The 22,732-nt window shown below is 47.6% G+C and carries 11 protein-coding genes; 9 read left to right on the top strand and 2 right to left on the bottom strand.

The features are described 5' to 3' along the window. Positions 1-13: 13 nt before the first annotated feature. Positions 14-694: a response regulator transcription factor gene (locus ACXMYH_RS13175; protein ID WP_329752649.1), complete on the bottom strand. Its 681-nt coding sequence runs from the start codon at positions 692-694 to the stop codon at positions 14-16. 294 nt (positions 695-988) lie between these two features. Here ACXMYH_RS13175 and ACXMYH_RS13170 point away from each other — a divergent pair, with 294 nt between their 5' ends. The 7 genes from ACXMYH_RS13170 (at position 989) to ACXMYH_RS13140 (ending at position 20,371) form a co-directional block, all read left to right on the top strand. Then, complete coding sequence (locus ACXMYH_RS13170) at positions 989-2,329, top strand: efflux RND transporter periplasmic adaptor subunit (RefSeq protein ID WP_329752648.1); 1,341 nt, start codon at positions 989-991, stop codon at positions 2,327-2,329. 2 nt (positions 2,330-2,331) lie between these two features. Further along, positions 2,332-5,334: an efflux RND transporter permease subunit gene (locus ACXMYH_RS13165; protein WP_329752647.1), complete on the top strand. Its 3,003-nt coding sequence runs from the start codon at positions 2,332-2,334 to the stop codon at positions 5,332-5,334. Between the two features lie 164 nt (positions 5,335-5,498). Beyond that, the gene (locus tag ACXMYH_RS13160) at positions 5,499-6,656 is read left to right on the top strand and encodes a TolC family protein (protein ID WP_486555042.1); all 1,158 of its coding nucleotides are present in this window, start codon (positions 5,499-5,501) and stop codon (positions 6,654-6,656) included. Positions 6,657-6,749: 93 nt separating this feature from the next. Continuing rightward, on the top strand, positions 6,750-8,000 hold the full coding sequence (locus tag ACXMYH_RS13155; RefSeq protein WP_486555041.1) for a hypothetical protein: 1,251 nt from the start codon (positions 6,750-6,752) through the stop codon (positions 7,998-8,000). 557 nt (positions 8,001-8,557) lie between these two features. Beyond that, entirely contained in the window at positions 8,558-11,983 is a 3,426-nt protein-coding gene (locus ACXMYH_RS13150) for an InlB B-repeat-containing protein (RefSeq protein ID WP_329752644.1), read from the top strand. A 123-nt stretch (positions 11,984-12,106) separates the two neighbouring features. After that, a complete protein-coding gene (locus ACXMYH_RS13145) occupies positions 12,107-16,195 on the top strand; it encodes an InlB B-repeat-containing protein (RefSeq protein WP_486555040.1) in 4,089 nt (1,362 codons plus the stop codon). Between the two features lie 123 nt (positions 16,196-16,318). Next, positions 16,319-20,371, top strand: coding sequence for an InlB B-repeat-containing protein (locus tag ACXMYH_RS13140; RefSeq protein ID WP_329752643.1), 4,053 nt, complete (start codon positions 16,319-16,321; stop codon positions 20,369-20,371). A 157-nt stretch (positions 20,372-20,528) separates the two neighbouring features. Here ACXMYH_RS13140 and ACXMYH_RS13135 read toward each other — a convergent pair whose 3' ends face one another. Then, complete coding sequence (locus ACXMYH_RS13135; RefSeq protein ID WP_118533321.1) at positions 20,529-20,960, bottom strand: hypothetical protein; 432 nt, start codon at positions 20,958-20,960, stop codon at positions 20,529-20,531. A 417-nt stretch (positions 20,961-21,377) separates the two neighbouring features. On the opposite strand from ACXMYH_RS13135, the gene ACXMYH_RS13130 reads away from it, so the two are divergent. Both ACXMYH_RS13130 and ACXMYH_RS13125 read left to right on the top strand, forming a co-directional pair. Further along, on the top strand, positions 21,378-21,887 hold the full coding sequence (locus ACXMYH_RS13130; protein ID WP_486555039.1) for a hypothetical protein: 510 nt from the start codon (positions 21,378-21,380) through the stop codon (positions 21,885-21,887). Positions 21,888-21,912: 25 nt separating this feature from the next. Further along, on the top strand, positions 21,913-22,590 hold the full coding sequence (locus ACXMYH_RS13125; protein ID WP_142412734.1) for a uracil-DNA glycosylase: 678 nt from the start codon (positions 21,913-21,915) through the stop codon (positions 22,588-22,590). Positions 22,591-22,732 lie beyond the last annotated feature (142 nt).

The following is a 22,732-nucleotide window of genomic DNA, read 5'->3' as shown; positions in this document are numbered from 1 at the left end:
CTGTCAGGCCGAATTACCGGATCGCGGCATCAGGATCGAATTTATATCCGACGCCCCATACGGTCTGGATCATGGAGCGGTACGGGCCGAGACGGTCACGGACAGATTTAACGTGGGTGTCCACGGTGCGTCCGTCGCCGCAGTAGCTGTATCCCCAGACATCCTGAAGGAGCTTGTCCCGCCTCATGACAGTTCCGGGATTTTTCACAAGCTCCAGGAGGAGATCAAATTCCTTCGGGGCAAGAACCAGCTCCCTCCCGGAGATGGAGGCGGTGCGGGAATCCGGGCGGATCTCAAGCTCTTTATATTGATAGGAGAGAACAGCACTTTTCTTTCCGTTGCGTTTTAAGACCGCGCCCACCCGCGCCATGAGCTCTTTCGGGCTGAAGGGTTTTGAGACGTAGTCATCCACTCCGAGACCAAAGCCTGTGAGCTTATCGTATTCTTCGTTTCTGGCGGTCAACATGATCACCGGGATCTCGCTGGTCTTGCGGATCCGCTCTAACGTTTCGAAACCGTCGAGTCCCGGCATCATAACGTCCAGGATCACGAGATCGAAATGATCATTCTGTAATTTTTCCAGTGCCGCAAGTCCATCTGCGGCCTCATCACATTCATAATGCTCCACTTCTCCATATGTTCGAACCAGTTTCCTGAGACGGATATCGTCGTCAACGATCAATAGTTTTGACATTAATATTGTACCTCTATTCTATAATTTCATGAATTACACGTATATTTGATAAAATTATACATTTTCATTTGCAGATAATCGGTTTGGACATAAAAGTTTTTCCAACATTTGTGTCATAGCCGGCTGGCATTTCTATCTAAAGATATATCATAAAAATCCCATCTGTGAAAGAGTCCTCACAATTTCCTGAAAATTTCCTCACAAAGTGTTCACAAATGACTTTTATATTATTGGCTATAACATTCAAAAAGGCAGAAAATAACAAGGATCATCAGGAAGGGAGCATATAGGATCATGAAAAAAAGGAACATCATCCTGTGTACGGCAGCAGGAGTCGTTGTAGTTGCAGCGGCAGCAGGTGTAATCGTGATGAAAGGAAACTCGTCGGGCGGCGGAATGCAGGGGGGTATGGGCGGCCCCGGCGGCGGTCCGGGAGGAATGGGCGGTATGCAGCAGGAAAGCCAGAGTACCGTGGTCCGTGCGGAGGAGCCGGAGACAGGAAGTATCTATCTGACAACGGAGCTGACTGGGACGGTGGAACCGGATGATGTGGTCCATGTATACGCAAAGGCATCCGGAGATATCACGGCGGTTTATGTGAAGGCGGGCGATACGGTCACGAAGGGCCAGGTCCTTTTTACGATCGATACGGAGCAGGTTGCAAATGCGAAAAATTCTGTGGATTCCGCGCAGGTAAATCTTCAGAAGGCTCAGAGTGATCTCGCAAGAATGCAGATCCTCTACGATGGCGGCGACCTCTCCGAACAGGAATATGAACAGTATACAAACGCGGTGAAGACGGCACAGCTCCAGTACAATTCCGCGAAGACCTCCTATGATCAGCAGGTCAGCTACAGCAGTGTGACGGCTCCGATCTCCGGAAAGGTGGAGAGCTGCAGCGCGGAAGTTTACGACCGGGCGAATATGAACGGAGAGCTCTGCGTGATCTCCGGCGAGGGCGAGAAGAAGGTGACATTCTATGTCACCCAGAGAATGCTGGAGAACCTTGCGGTTGGCGATTCGCTGACAGTAGAAAAGAGCGGAAATACATACAATGCAATGATCGATGAGATCAACACCATGGTGGACGATTCCACAGGAATGTTTAAGGTGGAGGCGCAGCTTACCGATACAGACAATAACGCGGCGACGGGAAGTACCGTGAAGCTCACCGTTACGACGGGAAAAGCCGAAAACGTCATGACGATCCCGGTGGATGCCGTGTATTACAGTGGCGGAAACGCTTACGTCTACCTGTATGAAGATGGAAAGGCGAAAAAAGCGTCCATCGAGGTCGGAATCAACGATGATGATTATGTGGAGGTCACAGACGGACTTTCCGCAGATGACCTTGTCGTGAGCACCTGGAGCAACAACCTGTATGAGGGCGCGGATATCCAGCTTTCCGGAAGCGACGACAGCCAGGCAGCCCCGGAAGGAGCAGGTGATCAGAACAGCCAGGCAGCCCAGAACGGAGAAGCTGGCGCACCGGATGGTCAGGCAGCTTCGGACGCAGCAGGCCATAACGGCGGAGCAGCCCCGGCAGGTGAGAATGCCCCGGCAGACGGAGCAGTCGGCGAGACACCAGCCGCAGATAACAGCGCTGCCGGCAGCAGTGCAGCACAGGAGGGCTGATCATGGGACTTACGAGATATGTATTAAAACGTCCGGTCACGACGATCTTAGCCCTGCTCTGTATCCTTGTTTTCGGTATCTCCTCCGTATTTAACGCGACACTGGAGCAGATGCCGGATACAGACCAGCCGATGCTGATCGTTCGCGCGTCATATTCCGGTGCAACACCGGAAGACATGGATGAACTGGTGACAAAGCCCATAGAGGATCAGGTCAGTACGCTGGAGGGCGTAAAGAGCATGTCATCCACCTCCAACGAGGGAAATGCCATGATCATGCTGGAGTATGATTATGATCAGGATATGGATGATGCCTACAATGAACTGACACGTTCCTTAAACAGCATCCGCGGACTCCCGGAGGACTGTAATACGAGCGTCATGGAGATGAACATGAACGGCGGAAACGACATCATGCTCTCCATCTCCCACGACACGCAGGAAGACCTCTACGACTATGTAGACCAGAACATCACACCGGTATTTGAGCAGCTTTCTACAGTTGCCCAGGTGGAATCCATGGGTGGTTCCTCCGAGTATGTGAAGGTGGAACTCGATCCGGTAAAGATGAAACAGTATAAAGTGACGGTGAATCAGATCACTAGTGCCATGGCGGCGTCAGATCTCTCCTATCCGTCCGGATCCGCGGAATACGGCGATCTCTCCCTCTCCGTCACAACATCCGCGAAGGCCGGCACGCTGGAGGATCTGAAAAAGGTTCCGATCACGACCCAGAGCGGTAAGACTGTGTATCTGGAAGACATTGCAGATGTGTACACCACGGAAGAACAAATGGGCGGTGTGTCCCGCTATAACGGACAGGAAACCATCTCCATCTCCGTATCGAAGAAGCAGGACATCTCCGCCATGAAGCTTTCCTCAGATGTAAAAGAAACGGTTGAATCTCTGGAGGCAGCAGATTCCGGACTTCACATCGAGATTGCCCGTGACAGTGCAGACAGCATCAAATCCTCCCTTCTGGATGTGGCTCAGACGATGGTTCTGGCAGTTATTATTTCCATGATCATCATCTGGCTTTTCTTCGGTGATATCAAGGCATCCCTGATCGTCGGAAGCTCGATCCCGACCTCCATTCTGGTATCCCTGATCCTGATGACGAGAGTCGGTTTTACCTTAAATGTCATTACTATGAGTGCTCTGGTTCTCGGCGTCGGCATGATGGTCGACAACTCCATCGTTGTTTTAGAGAGCTGTTTCCGGGCCATGGATAAGATGGATGGGCGCGGGTTCGTGGAGTACGCGAAGGCATCTCTGGAAGGCACTGGTCTGGTTGCCATGTCCGTCCTCGGTTCCACCCTGACGACCTGTGTTGTATTTATCCCTCTTACAACCTTAAACGGAATGAGCGGCCAGATGTTCACACCGCTCGGCTGGACCATCGTATTCTGTATGAGTGCGTCCCTGCTTTCCGCGATCACGGTCGTTCCGCTGACATATATGCTGTATAAGCCGAAGGAACGGGAAAAAGCACCGTTATCCGGTCTTATGAAGCTGCTTCAGTTCGGATACCGGAAGCTACTTCCGATGGTACTGAAACATAAAGCCATCGTCATGCTGGGCTCTATCGGACTTGTCGCAGCTACGCTCTTCCTCGCGAGCGGCATGCAGAGTGAGCTCATGACATCCGATGATAACGGTACGATCTCCGTGACGATCACCACAAGACCAGGTCTTCTCGATGAGAAGGCAGATGATATCCTGACTCAGGTGGAATCTATCGTCAGCAGCCACGAGGATGTGGATTCCTACATGCTCCGTTACAACGGCAGCAGCGGAACCGTCAGTGCCTATTTAAAGGATGACAGAAAGATGAGCACGGATGAGATCGTATCTGAGTGGGAAGACGAGATGTCAGGTCTTGAGAACTGTACCATTGAGGTAGAGGCGTCTGCTTCTATGAGCTTCATGGGAAGACAGAATGATTATGAGGTGATCCTTGACGGTTCTGATTACGACACGGTGAAGGAAGCCGCGGACAAGATCGTAAGCGAGATGGTTGCCAGAGATGATGTAAAGAATGTCCACTCCGATGTGGAGAACACGGCTCCGGTTGTATCCATCAATGTAGATCAGGTGGCAGCTTCCGCGGAAGGTCTCACGGCGGCATCCATCGGACAGCAAGTAAAGCAGATGCTTGACGGAACCGAGATCGCGACCCTAACCATCGACGGAAATGAGGTCAGCGTCAAGGCAGAGTATCCGGAAGGTATGTACCGCACGGTTGAGCAGGTAAAGAATATGCTGATCACGACAGGAAGCGGCGGAACCGTAGCGGTTTCCGATGTGGCGGATGTTGTCTTTAAGGATAACCCATCCTCCATCTCCAAGACCGATAAAGCGTACGAGGTTACGATCACGGCGGATTATGTAAACGGAAATGTGAAGAATCTCATCGACAGCGAGGTGGTTCGGCCGAATCTTCCGTCCGGTGTGACCATCGGTACAAACTCCAGAAACCGTATGATGGCGGAGGAATTCTCATCCCTGTATCAGGCCATCGCGGTTGCGGTATTCCTGGTATTCGTAGTCATGGCAGCCCAGTTCGAATCCCCAAAGTTCTCCTTCATGGTCATGACAACGATCCCCTTCAGCCTTGTCGGTTCCTTCGGACTTCTGAAGCTGACCGGCACGACCATCAGTATGACATCTATTTTGGGATTCCTGATCTTAATTGGTACGGTCGTAAACAACGGTATCCTTTATGTGGATACAGTCAATCAGTACCGGATGACGATGGAGCTTAAGACTGCTCTTGTTGAGGCCGGAGCGACACGTCTCCGCCCGATCTTAATGACAAGCTCCACCACGATCCTTTCCATGATTCCGATGGTGCTCTCCACAGGAAGCAGCGCGTCCACGACGAAAGGTCTGGCGATCGTAAATATCGGTGGTCTGACGGCAGGTATTCTGGTTGCATTGTTTATTCTTCCGGTTTACTACGCGATCATGAACGGTAAGAAGGAGAGGAAGGTACTGGATATTTAAATTCGGGTTTAAAATAAAAGGTCATAAAAGAGGATCAAATTAAGGATTAAATTTAAAGGTTTCATTAAAAAGGTTTAAAAGGATAAAAAGGTTTTGGGAACACCCTGGGGGAATTTATCCCCAGGGCGGACCTGTATCTGCCGCAGAAAGGAATGGATATCAGCATGAAGGAATGGAAGATTGCAGGCTTGTTCGCTATGGCACTTATGATGAGTGTGACGCCGATTCAGGCGTTTGCGACAAGCCCGGAATTTGCATATACAGCGGAAAAATGGGCATCTCTCCAGGATAACAAGCTGGAATACGGAGAGATCGCGGACTTGATCCATGAGTACAACACAACGGTCCGCCAGAATGAGCTGGACTATCAGAAATATAAGGGAAAGACCAGCACGGATATCGCAAAGGAATATTATGATTCCGCAAGCGAGGTATCCGAGCGGATCAGCTACCCGGACGATGACAGCGCAAACTACGCGGGACAGATTTCCCAGGCGTTAAACAGCGAGATCTCCGTGGATAACCTGACGGAGCAGGGAGATAACAACGTGGATGACGGTGAGATCAAACGCCTCGGATATGAGCAGGCGGAAAAGAGCATCGTGCAGCAGGCGCAGAAGCTGATGATCTCCTATTACAGCGGAAAGGCATCTCTGGATACCTTAGAGGACGCGGTGACCCAGGCAGAGACCACATACACCCAGGCGCAGACGAGAAAATCCGCGGGAATGACCCTGCAGTCGGAGGTCGACAACGCGGCGGAGGCGGTTACAAATGCGAAGGCGTCCCTGCAAGCCGCGAAGAGCAGTTTAGAGCAGACGAGGCAGCAGCTTGTGATCATGTTAGGCTGGAACTACAATGATTCCGTGGAGATCGGAAGTCTGCCGGATGTGGACACCTCCGCAGTTTCCTCCATCAATGTGGATTCAGATATCCAGACAGCCATCGCGAACAACTACAGCATTAAAATTACGGAGCGCAGACTTGCGAACTCCCAGTCGGAGAACAACAGAGTGACTTATACAAGCACACTGTCGAATCAGAAAGACACGGTTTCCACAAACGTGAAGAACGCCTACAACAGCCTGGTACTCGCAAAGGACAGTTACGAACAGGCGAAGACGAGCTATGAGCTTGCGGAGAAGGAACGGGCAGCAGCAGAGTTAAGACTCTCCGCCGGAACCATCACAAAGAAGACATACGCGAAGCAGGAATCCGCCTGCCTTTCTGCGAAAACTTCCATGGAATCCGCAAGGTTAAGCTTTCTCACCGCGAAGGTCACATATGACTGGGCGGTGGCAGGACTGGCGTCGGCGTCATAAGTTCCTCTTTGCCGGGAATGATTCCTGTCACAGCAGAAAAATGCAAAATGGCATGGAATGCAGATTGGGAATGAGTTGATGTGAGGTGAAAGAATGAAAACATATAAAAAATGGATGGGCGGTCTGGTATTCGGTGCGGCAATTTTCGCGGCAGCCGGAGGTGGGAACAACGCGGACGATATCCCCGGAAATATGTACGGAGTGATCGCCGGAGCGCTCTCATCCTGCAAAATCGTATCCTACGCAGCGGAATCCGATTCCGCAGATCCAAGTCAGATCACAAAAATCGAGTACAGCGATCTGCGGGAGCTGATCAAAACAGGAAACTTTTCTTACCTGCAGAGTCAGGACAGCCAGAACCGCCAGAGTGCGCCCTATGAAAAGATGCACGAGACGTTAAAGGAAGAGTACAACTACCTGAAAAAGATGGCAGATTCCTACAAGGATGACGGCGACACAGAAATGCAGGAACTCTACGAGAATAATGCGAAAAACATCCGAACTTCCATGGCGCAGGTGCAGTCCACGATCAACCGAATGAATTCCGCAAGTCAGGAGAAGACCATGGAGGATCTGGCGGATACCCTGACGGCATCGGCACAGAACCTGATGAACTCCTACAACCAGATGGCAGCCAATGTGGCGGCGATGGAAAAAAATGTGGAGGCGGCGCAGAGTTCCTACGACGCGGCGGTGAAGAAACGGTCGGCTGGTCTCATCAAGGATACGGAGCTGGAGTCGGAGAAGAGCAGCCTGGAACGGCAGCAGAACTCCCTGGCATCCCTGAAAGAGCAGCAGAGTGAATTGAAGGAAAGTCTTCTGACGCTGCTCGGACTTTCCGGGCGCACCGATGTGGAGATCGGCACAGTCCCGGATCCGGATATGGCGGCGATCCGTGCAGTTTCTGTGGAGAATGACCTTCAGACAGCCATCAGCAACGATCCCACCTGGGTCAGCGAGATGAAATCAAAGGTCACCGGAACGGATAACCGGGAGCTCAGAAAGCAGCGGATCAGCGAGGCATCCCAGAACGCGGAGATCAGCCTGAGATCCACATACGAGAATCTCCAGAATGCCGTATCCCAGTATGAGGCAGCGGAGAGCGCCTATTCCGCCGCAAAACAGGCATGGGATACGGTGCAGAAGAAGCAGGCAGCAGGCATGCTCTCAAAGAACGCCTATCTTTCCGGTGAATCCGCATGGCTCTCCGGCGAGGCAGCGATGAATACGGCAAAACTGAATCTCGTCTCCGCCTACGAGTCCTATGTATGGCAGGTGGCCGGTGTTGAGACCGGCGCATCCGCCGGAGCTTCCGGCGGTGGCGGGGCACCGGCCGGAAGATAGAAAAACGTAGCAAAAAGAGTACATGTAAAAGTGTGTTCTTTTTTGCGCTTTTCAGAAAAAATACCGGGGCCGATTTTGGATGTAATAAAGGTGGTATATTTAGTTTATAAATTTTAGAAAATATTCAAATAACTTGTTTTGGTAAAAATTAGTGCTATAATATACCCCGTATGTAAATTGTAAAAATTCTTAAATCAAGCGGAAGTTATAAGGACTTACTTTGGCATGACCACACAAGATAAGAGAATATAATACTGATTTGCAAATAAAAAGAAGGAGAGACTGCACATGAAACAACGATGCTTATCGTTGGTATTGGCAATTAGTATGATCATGGCCTCGGCAAGTCCATTTTCATACGCAAAAGATACCCGGGGGGGGTATTGCAAAATACTAGAACGACTACTACAGATGAAACAGAAGAGATACTGCCGATAAAGGCAACAGATTCAGAGGCATCTGATATACAGAAATACCCGTTGGATGACAAAGAACACATAGCAAGCGCTTCTAACCCAGCTCTTTTTGCCACAAAAAAGACCAAACAGAAGGCTGATTTGCCCGATGGTATTTATTTATCCCAGTCAGATGGCGATGATGGAAACACGGGACTAGACAGGGAAAACGCAGTCAAAACGTTTGAGCAGGCTAAGAGCTTGATGGAAGAAAACTCATTTGAACATGTATATCTCTGTGGAAATTATGTGATAGACGGAACAGAAGAATGGGATCTGGACGGAAAAACATTGAACCGTTACGGATTTATAAGCTATATGATCGACCTGAAGGGTGAGAACTCAAATCTTACGCTCAGCAATATCGTGATCGATGCGGAGAACACCATTAAGAATCCGGACGAGAGCGAAACAGGAGATTCGATCATTCAGGCATTTCATGGAGGAAGCCTGACACTGAATGATGGCGCGATCCTGGAAAACAATAATGCCCAGATGATGGGAACAGCTGTATTCGGAATCAATGGATTCAATATGACGATGAATGATGGTGCGGTTATTCAAAACAATACCAACCATAACGTGCATTATGGTGGAGCAGTGACAATCGCAAATAATAGTACATTCACGATGAACGGTGGTCTGATCACTGGAAACACGGCGAACCGCGGTGGTGGTGTAGCGGTTATTGGATCCTCAATGGTCATGAATGGGGGTTCCATTGAGAAAAACAAAACCTACACGATAGGCAGCCAGTTCGGCTATGGCGGAGGAATTTATCTTGCGGACTGGCAGGATATGTCAGGAGTAGGTGAAAATCACAATCAGCTGCTTACTTCATTACCGGCTTCGTTTGTTATGAATGGTGGCGAGATTTCAGAAAATGTGGCTCAAACCTATGGCGGCGGTCTTGTAACGTTCCCCCAGTCAGGAAACAATAGTCCGGAGGTTTCGGTTGAAATCAATAACGGCATAATTGCGGATAATGAGGTGACAGACGGAAGCGGTGGAGCGCTTGCGATGTTTTTCAATAGTACAAAATTCCGTATGAATGGTGGAAAGCTGATAGGAAATAAAGTATCAGACTTTGGCGGTGGGATTTTTATGTACAGTATGAAGGGAACCGGCGAGATCTCAGATGGTCTGCTTTCAGAAAATGAGGCAGCCTTTGGTGGTGGAATCATGGTACAAGATAATACCGAACTTTTCATAAAAGGCGGTACAATTTCCCAAAACCAGGCGAGCGGTACAGGTGGAGGCTATTATATCTGGCGTGGGTCACAGCTACGTCAGACAGGCGGTTCCTGTCAGAAAAATAAAGCAGAAAATGCCGGGGGCGCATATATCTCCCCAAATTGTACATTTACCATGACAGGCGGCGATGTATCTGGCAATAATCCGGGCGATCAGAAAAATACTACGGGTGATGGAATATATGTAAACGGCTTTTTTGAAATGGGAGATTCCGCACAGGTCGCTTCCGACAATGATGTGTATCTTCCGACGGATCATTATATAAAGATGATATCGGAATATACAGGAACAACCAGTGAAGCACCAATCATGATTACGAGTGAGGAAGATCATGTCGAGAACCTCAGCGCAATTGGTACAAAATTAGTATTATATACAAATGAAGCCGGTGGAGCGGAGGCAGCGAAAACGGCTGATCTCGACAGAATCTTTGTTCCAAGTAAAAAAATGCATTCAGGGCTGGCGATAGGAGAAAGCCAGCATGAAACGGACTGGATGACATATATTCCAGGGATAAGAATCCATTATGAGTGGGTAGGAACATGCACGCCGTCTGACGCAAAGCCTCCAGTGGATGATGCGGTTCGCGTTAACAGCGCATATACGGCAAAATCGCAGGAGGAATCAGAAGAGGGATATAAATTTGATGGCTGGTATCTGGATCAGGAACTCACTCAGAAATATGTGGATGGAACGACATTGAGCACAGATACGGTTCTTTATGGAGAGTGGAAAGAAGATCCGGATTCCGCATACGCGATCACGATCACACCGATGGATATTACGGTCTATGTTGGCGGCAATGGATACAAAGGCGTAATCGGATCGGATAACCAATTTGCTTCCAATGATCTGCCTGAGATGGGATATTACCTGACTCTTCCGGCAAACATCAGTCAGGCTCTTCAGGATGAGGGAGCGGGCAGTGATGTGAGCGATCATATCGAACTGACCTACGATGATGGAAATGGAACGACAATAGTATGGAATCTGAAGCTTTATGGAGATGAGGAACACAGCTCCTCAACGCTGAATGGAACAGAGCACCGGATTTATCGGATCCTTCCAGGTAAGGTAAACGGCACGGATGAGACCATTCCGGTCGGTCTGAAATTTATGGCACCGGATGGATCTGTCATTGTCAGCTCTGATTTCCCGGTCAAGGAAAATGATACATTCCGCGACTACAAGGTAGATATTTATTCCGTTAACCTGAATGCGTCTCTTATCCGCGCAAAGATCAAAGTGGGAAATAAGACACTCACTCGGACGGTACGTGCGGGAACTGGAAATTTAAAAGTTCGAGGGAATGTGGAAGAAAAGTTTTCTGACGTGACATATGGAGGACCGAAGCTCGAGCTCGATGCTCCTGAGCGGATTCTCGCAAGTGCCGCACAGCCAGATACGATGTACTTTATTAATAAGGGAAATGTCAAAGTGACAGATCCGTCCGGCGTTCGCCTACTGGTGGATCAGAGTCTGGGCGATGGTTCCCTGGCAGAGTATCTTGATAAGAACGTCAATACAGATGGAAGATTTTCGTATATTTTCAAATACCTTGATCTAGTGGACACCCATAATGGAGACGCGTATGTGACAATGGCAGAGGGACAGAAAATGAATGTCTACTGGCCAGTACCGAAAGACGCGTCCAGAGATTCGGAATTTCGGATCATCCATTTTGAGACGCTTCATCGTGAAAGCAACGTGGATACAGGTGAGCAGTTGAGACAGAATCCACCAACCGAGATTTCATGTGAAAAAATTGTGATTGCTGGAAAGGAGTTTATCACTTTTACGACACATTCATTTTCGCCGTTCGCGCTGCTGTATGAAAAAGGCGGCTCTGGATCCACAGATCAGCCGGTTGATCCGAAACCGGATCCATCGAATCCGGGAACTCCGGTTAAATCACCGAGCAACGCGAACCGATCGGATTCCTCCGATGATTCTGATGACTCTGGTTCTTCAACAACAACGAGAAAGAATCAGACGGTAACTACAAATACCACTACATCGACGAATACAACGGAGACAGATCAGACAGCAGGAGGCACGGATGAGACCAATCTTCCGGGTACTACGGGGGAAAATAACGAGTCTACCTCTGAGACGGTAGAAACAGATGAAACAAAGCTTCCGCAGACAGGACAAACCTGGTGGCCGGTATGGTTGTTGATGATGGCTGGCGGCGCGCTGATTTTTGCGGGTCGGCTGATAAAAAACGGGAAAAGTAAGGGAAAGAAAAGAGGTGATACCATTAAACACAGTTAAACAGAGAACGGAAACGCGAAAGAAGGAAAAAGAGCCAGAAGACGTTAAAAATAAGCAGCATGGAGGAAAGTAAGGATACAGGTCTGCATCCTTACACAGACAGAAGAAAGAAGAGTGTGAATTATGAGAAAGAGATTGTTGGCATGTTTGATGTCTGTCAGCATGGTATTAACTTTAATGTATGGGAACGCTGCTGCCGCGGAGAGTGGTGGACAGCAGAAAAACAAGGAAAGCCAGGAAAACCAGGAAACCCAGGAAATATCAACTTCGAGCAACGCTGACCAGATTGTGGATACCGGCAGTAATGTAAAACCGACCGAAACACAGGCGGCAAAAACACAACGGGCAGTGTATAATGCAGAGAGCAGTGAAAATGTTTATCAGGTTGCTACAACGGAGGAACTAACGCAGGCATTACTTAAAATTGCCAGTAACAGTGATGCAGAAGCGACAATTGAGCTGATAAAGAATGTCACAGTGCCTCAAACGGAAGAAAGTTCAAACGTTACAGAGTTCGGCGTGGATGGAAAGCAAGTCACAGTGTGCAGTGAAGGAGAGACGAAATATAAGCTCAATTTTTTGAGCAGAGGTATCCTGAAGGGAGATTGTACATTTGATAATGTAGACGTAACAGGGTATAAATTGTACTGTAACGGTTACAATACAATTTTCACTGAAGATGGTGAGATCCATTTATCAGGAACACTGTATGGCGGCGGTTATATGGCCACGGTATCCAGCACCCATGTTGTTGTTGCAGCAAGCGGAGATATCAATCCAAGTACATCGAGTGGACTTCATAATGCCATTGGTGGTTCTTATAAGGGGTCCGTTGAAGGCGATACATATCTGGAGATTACTGGTAATATCCAAATGTATAGTGGCAATCATCTTAATCCAGGTTGTGTAACAGGCGATGGCACCAGCGGTGATGGTCAAGATAGTCCAGATGTGTACGTAGGAGGAAACGCCACCTTAATTTATGACAATCCGAATGGAACAACATCTCCAACAATCGAAGGTACTTATGGGTGCGAGATGAAAGGCGATGTTTTACTGGATATTCGTTCTGGCAGAGCGAGTGAAATCTGTGGTACACAGGAATATGTTGATAAGTCCATCATCCGTGGCAATCTGCATATTATTGCTGGCGCAGAGAAATATGAAAATACGGACCACACTCTGAGACTGAATTATAACTGGCCAATCGTGGGAGCTGGAAACCGATTTGCGACTGAGCCGGGAGCGGTCGGTAATTATGAGGTTGACGGAAATATCACGATTGATACTTACGAGAATGTATGGGGATGGGATAGAGGTACTGATCCAACATCGTATGATGTCCCTGAAATCTATGGAGCGATTCGCGGAAACGTCGGTGGAAGTATTACTATTAATGCTCATGGTTCTCATGTGCAAAATATTTTCGGTGCGAGTGATTCAGCAATCCAGGGTTCTGTTGTAATCAACGCAAATAATGTCGAACTAAAAAACAGCTATTATGGTACAAAATATGACGAGGGCTATATTATCGGCTTATGGGAAACTGGAGCCGCAAGTACTGCGCAAGGTCCTGTAATTATTAATATAGACGGTGGTGATGTTGGTCTTGTCATGAATACAGATCAGGATCAGGCACCGACTGGATCGGCAATCAATGTTACAGGCAATCCCAAAATCCGAACTGGTCTGCGCGGAACGCAAGGTTCTTCTTATTCAAAAGAATTTCCTGTTGCGAATGTGTACGCCTGCGAGGCAACAATCCCATTTATCAAGAAAATGTCAGAGGTCAATTTGACGGAGAGAACCAACGTGACTGTCCACAATTTCTCTTATAACGCTGGTTTGAAAGTGGAAGATGGCAGTTCTTTGACCACGGATGAGAATCAGGTTTGGGTCTGGGGCGATACCATTATCGATGGTACCTGGGAACAGAAATACGATAATGCCAGTAATTATAATGATATTTTTGTCAAAGGAACAACTTGTGTTGGTGAAAAAGGATGTCTGATCGATCACGGCACCAGCAACTTGAAAGGTGATGTTACTAACAATGGTATGATAGCGTTGATGGCTCCTGCCTATTTTCAGAGTGACTATACCGCGAATAACGCAGAAATCCGCTGCCCTGCTGTTATCACTAATTATGATGGCACGGAAAACGGAGGAACTATCCCGCTGCAAATTGTTGGAAATTCCTCTGGAGTTACCACTGTTTATACCGTAAAATCAGATGACTGGCAGACACTGTATGCACCAACATTAGGTGATAATTATATTCTTTCCAAGAAAAATGGTGATGCACCGACGCAGGGAACATTTCTGCTCGGAAACGAAGATGCGCTGCAAAAAAACTTGTTCTTAAAACGTGTAGCTGACGCTGATGGAACCGATGCTTATTATATGTGGCAGGTAGCAACAGGCATCTCCGTAGTCTTTGATAAGAATGGTGGTGACACTGACGCTAATCCGCGCATTGCAGCGCAGGAAAAGCAGGCTGGAATTGTCAATCATTTCGATCTGCCAACAACTGAGCCGACTCGTGAGGGCTATACATTTGAGGGATGGAACACGAAAGCCGATGGCACAGGCGATCCATTTACAGCAGCAACGGATGTCACAAAGAGCATGACCGTATATGCTCAGTGGAAATCGGATGGAGTATATTCAGTCACAATCTCTCCGATGGATATCACGAGCTATGTTGGCGGTAATGGCTATTATGGAGTAATCGGTGAGGATGGCAAATTTGCTGAAAATGATCTGCCGGAGATTGGATTTTATCTGACTCTGCCGGATGATGTAAACGCGATGCTAGGAGGCACCGTTGATAATCCAGTAGATTTGAGCAGTAAGTTAAGTCTGACATACGATGATAAAAAAGGAACTACCAGGAGCTGGGAACTTAAACTGTATGGAGATGAAACGATGAGCCATGTTATGGAGAATGGCCGTAGAGTTTATATCTACAAACTACTTCCCAGTAAAATTAACGGTACAGATGAGATAGTGCCTGCCCGTGTACAGTTTACAGGCGCGGATGGTTCCGTCATGGTGGATTCAAAATTTAAAGCACTGTTAAAAGATCAGTTTCGGAACTATAAGATCAGCTTTTACCCAGGTCAGCTTGATGAACAGATATACCAGGTGACAATTACAACTACAGATGGAAGAACACTGACACGTCCGCTTAAGCTCGGAACAGGAACCTTGAAAGTACGCGGAAATACCGATGAAAGTTATCGCGAAATTTCAAATACGGAGCCTTCCGTCGATCCGCAGAACAAAGGTTATCTTCTTGCTGGTACAGCTCAGGACGACACGCAGTATTTTATCAACGATTCTGGTGTCAGCGCGGATTCAACGGGTGTATGTTTGCTGGTAGATCATACTCTGGATGATTCCCTGCTGGCAGCCTATATCAATCAGAATGAAAAAGCGAACGGTAAGTATACGTATCAGTTCCGGTATCTGGATCTGGTGGATACACATAATGGGAATGCCTATGTCACGATGGGAAGTGGTCAGAAAATGAATCTGTACTGGCCGGTTCCGAGTGACGCAAAAGCAGACTCAGAGTTCCATATCATTCATTTTAAAGGACTTGAACGTGAGAGCAATGAGGATATCAACGATTTGTTGACAACCGATATCCCGGAAGAACTGGACTGTGAAAAGGTCACGATTGATGGAGTGGATTTCGTGAAATTCTCCACGGAATCATTTTCGCCGTTCGCGCTGCTGTATGAAAAAGGCGGCTCTGGATCCACAGATCAGCCGGTTGATCCGAAACCGGATCCATCGAATCCGACAACTCCGGTTAAATCACCGAGCAACGCGGACAAACAGTCACCGAGCAACGCGAACCGATCGGATTCCTCCGATGATTCTGATGACTCTGGTTCTTCAACAACAACGAGAAAGAATCAGACGGTAACTACAAATACCACTACATCGACGAATACAACGGAGACAGATCAGACAGCAGGAGGCACGGATGAGACCAATCTTCCGGGTACTACGGGGGAAAATAACGAGTCTACCTCTGAGACGGTAGAAACAGATGAAACAAAGCTTCCGCAGACAGGACAAACCTGGTGGCCGGTATGGTTGTTGATGATGGCTGGCGGCGCGCTGATTTTTGCGGGTCGGCTGATAAAAAACGGGAAAAGTAAGGGAAAGAAAAGAGGTGATACCATTAAACACAGTTAAACAGAGAACGGAAACGCGAAAGAAGGAAAAAGAGCCAGAAGACGTTAAAAATAAGCAGCATGGAGGAAAGTAAGGATACAGGTCTGCATCCTTACACAGACAGAAGAAAGAAGAGTGTGAATTATGAGAAAGAGATTGTTGGCATGTTTGATGTCTGTCAGCATGGTATTAACTTTAATGTATGGGAACGCTGCTGCCGCGGAGAGTGGTGGACAGCAGAAAAACAAGGAAAGCCAGGAAAACCAGGAAACCCAGGAAATATCAACTTCGAGCAACGCTGACCAGATTGTGGATACCGGCAGTAATGTAAAACCGACCGAAACACAGGCGGCAAAAACACAACGGGCAGTGTATAATGCAGAGAGCAGTGAAAATGTTTATCAGGTTGCTACAACGGAGGAACTAACGCAGGCATTACTTAAAATTGCCAGTAACAGTGATGCAGAAGCGACAATTGAGCTGATAAAGAATGTCACAGTGCCTCAAACGGAAGAAAGTTCAAACGTTACAGAGTTCGGCGTGGATGGAAAGCAAGTCACAGTGTGCAGTGAAGGAGAGACGAAATATAAGCTCAATTTTTTGAGCAGAGGTATCCTGAAGGGAGATTGTACATTTGATAATGTAGACGTAACAGGGTATAAATTGTACTGTAACGGTTACAATACAATTTTCACTGAAGATGGTGAGATCCATTTATCAGGAACACTGTATGGCGGCGGTTATATGGCCACGGTATCCAGCACCCATGTTGTTGTTGCAGCAAGCGGAGATATCAATCCAAGTACATCGAGTGGACTTCATAATGCCATTGGTGGTTCTTATAAGGGGTCCGTTGAAGGCGATACATATCTGGAGATTACTGGTAATATCCAAATGTATAGTGGCAATCATCTTAATCCAGGTTGTGTAACAGGCGATGGCACCAGCGGTGATGGTCAAGATAGTCCAGATGTGTACGTAGGAGGAAACGCCACCTTAATTTATGACAATCCGAATGGAACAACATCTCCAACAATCGAAGGTACTTATGGGTGCGAGATGAAAGGCGATGTTTTACTGGATATTCGTTCTGGCAGAGCGAGTGAAATCTGTGGTACACAGGAATATGTTGATAAGTCCATCATCCGTGGCAATCTGCATATTATTGCTGGCGCAGAGAAATATGAAAATACGGACCACACTCTGAGACTGAATTATAACTGGCCAATCGTGGGAGCTGGAAACCGATTTGCGACTGAGCCGGGAGCGGTCGGTAATTATGAGGTTGACGGAAATATCACGATTGATACTTACGAGAATGTATGGGGATGGGATAGAGGTACTGATCCAACATCGTATGATGTCCCTGAAATCTATGGAGCGATTCGCGGAAACGTCGGTGGAAGTATTACTATTAATGCTCATGGTTCTCATGTGCAAAATATTTTCGGTGCGAGTGATTCAGCAATCCAGGGTTCTGTTGTAATCAACGCAAATAATGTCGAACTAAAAAACAGCTATTATGGTACAAAATATGACGAGGGCTATATTATCGGCTTATGGGAAACTGGAGCCGCAAGTACTGCGCAAGGTCCTGTAATTATTAATATAGACGGTGGTGATGTTGGTCTTGTCATGAATACAGATCAGGATCAGGCACCGACTGGATCGGCAATCAATGTTACAGGCAATCCCAAAATCCGAACTGGTCTGCGCGGAACGCAAGGTTCTTCTTATTCAAAAGAATTTCCTGTTGCGAATGTGTACGCCTGCGAGGCAACAATCCCATTTATCAAGAAAATGTCAGAGGTCAATTTGACGGAGAGAACCAACGTGACTGTCCACAATTTCTCTTATAACGCTGGTTTGAAAGTGGAAGATGGCAGTTCTTTGACCACGGATGAGAATCAGGTTTGGGTCTGGGGCGATACCATTATCGATGGTACCTGGGAACAGAAATACGATAATGCCAGTAATTATAATGATATTTTTGTCAAAGGAACAACTTGTGTTGGTGAAAAAGGATGTCTGATCGATCACGGCACCAGCAACTTGAAAGGTGATGTTACTAACAATGGTATGATAGCGTTGATGGCTCCTGCCTATTTTCAGAGTGACTATACCGCGAATAACGCAGAAATCCGCTGCCCTGCTGTTATCACTAATTATGATGGCACGGAAAACGGAGGAACTATCCCGCTGCAAATTGTTGGAAATTCCTCTGGAGTTACCACTGTTTATACCGTAAAATCAGATGACTGGCAGACACTGTATGCACCAACATTAGGTGATAATTATATTCTTTCCAAGAAAAATGGTGATGCACCGACGCAGGGAACATTTCTGCTCGGAAACGAAGATGCGCTGCAAAAAAACTTGTTCTTAAAACGTGTAGCTGACGCTGATGGAACCGATGCTTATTATATGTGGCAGGTAGCAACAGGCATCTCCGTAGTCTTTGATAAGAATGGTGGTGACACTGACGCTAATCCGCGCATTGCAGCGCAGGAAAAGCAGGCTGGAATTGTCAATCATTTCGATCTGCCAACAACTGAGCCGACTCGTGAGGGCTATACATTTGAGGGATGGAACACGAAAGCCGATGGCACAGGCGATCCATTTACAGCAGCAACGGATGTCACAAAGAGCATGACCGTATATGCTCAGTGGAAATCGGATGGAGTATATTCAGTCACAATCTCTCCGATGGATATCACGAGCTATGTTGGCGGTAATGGCTATTATGGAGTAATCGGTGAGGATGGCAAATTTGCTGAAAATGATCTGCCGGAGATTGGATTTTATCTGACTCTGCCGGATGATGTAAACGCGATGCTAGGAGGCACCGTTGATAATCCAGTAGATTTGAGCAGTAAGTTAAGTCTGACATACGATGATAAAAAAGGAACTACCAGGAGCTGGGAACTTAAACTGTATGGAGATGAAACGATGAGCCATGTTATGGAGAATGGCCGTAGAGTTTATATCTACAAACTACTTCCCAGTAAAATTAACGGTACAGATGAGATAGTGCCTGCCCGTGTACAGTTTACAGGCGCGGATGGTTCCGTCATGGTGGATTCAAAATTTAAAGCACTGTTAAAAGATCAGTTTCGGAACTATAAGATCAGCTTTTACCCAGGTCAGCTTGATGAACAGATATACCAGGTGACAATTACAACTACAGATGGAAGAACACTGACACGTCCGCTTAAGCTCGGAACAGGAACCTTGAAAGTACGCGGAAATACCGATGAAAGTTATCGCGAAATTTCAAATACGGAGCCTTCCGTCGATCCGCAGAACAAAGGTTATCTTCTTGCTGGTACAGCTCAGGACGACACGCAGTATTTTATCAACGATTCTGGTGTCAGCGCGGATTCAACGGGTGTATGTTTGCTGGTAGATCATACTCTGGATGATTCCCTGCTGGCAGCCTATATCAATCAGAATGAAAAAGCGAACGGTAAGTATACGTATCAGTTCCGGTATCTGGATCTGGTGGATACACATAATGGGAATGCCTATGTCACGATGGGAAGTGGTCAGAAAATGAATCTGTACTGGCCGGTTCCGAGTGACGCAAAAGCAGACTCAGAGTTCCATATCATTCATTTTAAAGGACTTGAACGTGAGAGCAATGAGGATATCAACGATTTGTTGACAACCGATATCCCGGAAGAACTGGACTGTGAAAAGGTCACGATTGATGGAGTGGATTTCGTGAAATTCTCCACGGAATCATTTTCGCCGTTCGCGCTGCTGTATGAAAAAGGCGGCTCTGGATCCACAGATCAGCCGGTTGATCCGAAACCGGATCCATCGAATCCGACAACTCCGGTTAAATCACCGAGCAACGCGGACAAACAGTCACCGAGCAACGCGAACCGATCGGATTCCTCCGATGATTCTGATGACTCTGGTTCTTCAACAACAACGAGAAAGAATCAGACGGTAACTACAAATACCACTACATCGACGAATACAACGGAGACAGATCAGACAGCAGGAGGCACGGATGAGACCAATCTTCCGGGTACTACGGGGGAAAATAACGAGTCTACCTCTGAGACGGTAGAAACAGATGAAACAAAGCTTCCGCAGACAGGACAAACCTGGTGGCCGGTATGGTTGTTGATGATGGCTGGCGGCGCACTGATTTTTGCGGGTCGGTCATTGAAGAAACGCGAGAAATAAATAAAATGCAGAGAGGGAGATCGCATATTTGAGATACTATGCGATCTCCCTTTTTACAGAAAAGAAAACATAAAAAAAGGCTATCATGAAAAGCAAATTTTTGGTAGGAACCGGCCTTATCATGATTGCGGCGGCCTTATGTCACAGGCTAAGTGAGTCAAAGAAATTTCTTCATATGATTTCTGAGATTTTCTTCCATCCCGGTAAGCTCGTCCGCGAGTTCCATGGCGGCCTTTGAGGCACCGGAATACTGATTTTTATAACCGCATATGGTCTTGATCCCCATATTACAGCCGTCAGTGACAATACTGGCGGCTTCTTTGTCTCCGCCTTTTGCCATCATCCTCATTTCTGTGGACATCCAGGACCAGGCGGATGCCATTTTGCCCGGCTCTTTTCCCTGTTCTTCCATGGCACGCAATGTCTTTTTGATCCTCAGATCGAGATCCTGGTGCTTTTCATAGCTCGCAGTGATCTCATTCCATAATCCCTGATCGGAAACAAAATCCCGGATCTGTTCCAGACTCTCCGCCGCCATCGCGCATCCGGAATCGCATTCCCGGAGCAGATCGACTGTGTGTTCTTCCATTGTGATCATCCTTTCTATTAAGAAGGTTTTACAGGTCAGCTTCCGTGTGACGGATGATAAAAAATCCGTCATGGATCAGGCTGATCCGTATATATGAAAAGTATGGGAAAGACAGAAGAAAAATATACATTTTGTTATGGGCAGGAAGTGAAAGCGGATCGGGAATCTCTTTGAAAAATGCAGACGGAATTTCGGACATGCGGCTTTGTGCGGAGAAATTTACGGATCGGGCTCCGGTATGGACAGAAAAATTTAAGAAAATTAAAAATAAAGAGAAAAATGGATCAGTTGAATCAAGAACCTATTTATGTTATGATGGTAACGGTCGACAAAAAATGGCAGAAAATAGAAATACAGCGCGAAAAAGAAGTGCCGGTCCGGCGGAGCGCAGTTTCTGCCAGATATTGGAGGAAACATTTGGAAAAGACAGAAGCAGAGAAGATCCTGAGGGAAAAACTGGGATCCGCGGAGAAGATCCTTGTCGGGATCGGCTCTGAATGGAAGAAGAAAGAAGGCGCGGAGGAAGAGAAAATCCTCCATGCGGCTGAACAATTAAAGAAGTTTCTGGATGGAAAAGACTACTATATGATCACGTCCCTGGCAGACGAGGACGCAAAAAGACTCCCGTTTGATGCCGGACATATCGCGGTCCCGCACAGCGTATCCTTTACGGAAGAAAACTGGAAATCGTACACGCTGTGGCTTTCCTGCACCTTAAACAGGAATACGGTGCTTCTGGAGCTCGGGGAGAATTATAAAGATCCGTCCCTGATCCGCTGGCCGTTTGAGAAGACGGCGATGTTAAACAATAAGGCGTATCTGTTCCGTGTCCATAAGATCTTTTCGCAGGTTCCGGAAGAACTGGCCGGAAAATCATGTCCGGTGGCGGAATCATCCGTGAAATTTGCGGAAGAGTTTTTCGACTGATGTATCAATACTACAAGGAGGAAATATGGCTGCGATCGCAAATGACTGGTTAGCCCCGATGAGCGGGGAATTCAAAAAGCCGTATTACAGAAAATTGTATGAGACCGTAAAGAACGAGTACGAGACAAAGGAGGTCTACCCGGCGCCGGATGACATCTTCAACGCGTTCGCGTTCACGCCTCTCGCTAAAGTAAAAGTCGTGATCCTGGGACAGGACCCGTACCATGAGCCGGGGCAGGCCCACGGGCTGAGCTTCTCCGTGAAGCCGTCGGTGGAGATCCCGCCGTCTCTCGTAAACATTTATAAAGAGCTTCATGAGGACTGCGGCTGTTATATCCCGAATAACGGGTATTTAAAGAAGTGGGCCGACCAGGGCGTCATGCTCCTGAACACGGTCCTCACAGTCCGCGCCCATGCGGCAAACTCCCACAAGAATATCGGCTGGGAGGAATTCACGGACGCCGCGATTCGCATCTTAAATGAACAGGACCGCCCGATGGTGTTCATCCTCTGGGGACGCCCGGCGCAGATGAAAAAACCGATGCTGACGAACCCGAAGCACCTGATCCTCGAGTCACCGCACCCGAGCCCGCTGTCCGCCTACCGCGGATTTTTCGGCAGCCGTCCGTTCAGCAAGACAAATAAGTTCTTAAAAGAACACGGCCTGGAGCCGATCGACTGGCAGATCGAAAACGCCAACTAGCAATCTGGCGTGCGTCAGCGGGTTCGGAAAAATGCGCCGCAAGCTTGCTTGCAGAAGCATTTTTTGAACCTGTTGACATAGGGCGGATGCCCGAAGCTTCTTGTTTTCATGACAATGAAAACAAGAAGAACGCACGCTATAT

It is taken from the genome of Pilosibacter sp. NGB245 (genome assembly GCF_057397225.1).
This window is presented reverse-complemented; position numbering and strand designations above follow the sequence as displayed.

Coding starts and splice junctions, on each gene's coding strand:
- ACXMYH_RS13175 (WP_329752649.1), bottom strand. CDS start 694: ATGTCAAAACTATTGATCGTTGACGACGATATCCGTCTCAGGAAACTG.
- ACXMYH_RS13170 (WP_329752648.1), top strand. CDS start 989: ATGAAAAAAAGGAACATCATCCTGTGTACGGCAGCAGGAGTCGTTGTA.
- ACXMYH_RS13165 (WP_329752647.1), top strand. CDS start 2,332: ATGGGACTTACGAGATATGTATTAAAACGTCCGGTCACGACGATCTTA.
- ACXMYH_RS13160 (WP_486555042.1), top strand. CDS start 5,499: ATGAAGGAATGGAAGATTGCAGGCTTGTTCGCTATGGCACTTATGATG.
- ACXMYH_RS13155 (WP_486555041.1), top strand. CDS start 6,750: ATGAAAACATATAAAAAATGGATGGGCGGTCTGGTATTCGGTGCGGCA.
- ACXMYH_RS13145 (WP_486555040.1), top strand. CDS start 12,107: ATGAGAAAGAGATTGTTGGCATGTTTGATGTCTGTCAGCATGGTATTA.
- ACXMYH_RS13140 (WP_329752643.1), top strand. CDS start 16,319: ATGAGAAAGAGATTGTTGGCATGTTTGATGTCTGTCAGCATGGTATTA.
- ACXMYH_RS13135 (WP_118533321.1), bottom strand. CDS start 20,960: ATGGAAGAACACACAGTCGATCTGCTCCGGGAATGCGATTCCGGATGC.
- ACXMYH_RS13125 (WP_142412734.1), top strand. CDS start 21,913: ATGGCTGCGATCGCAAATGACTGGTTAGCCCCGATGAGCGGGGAATTC.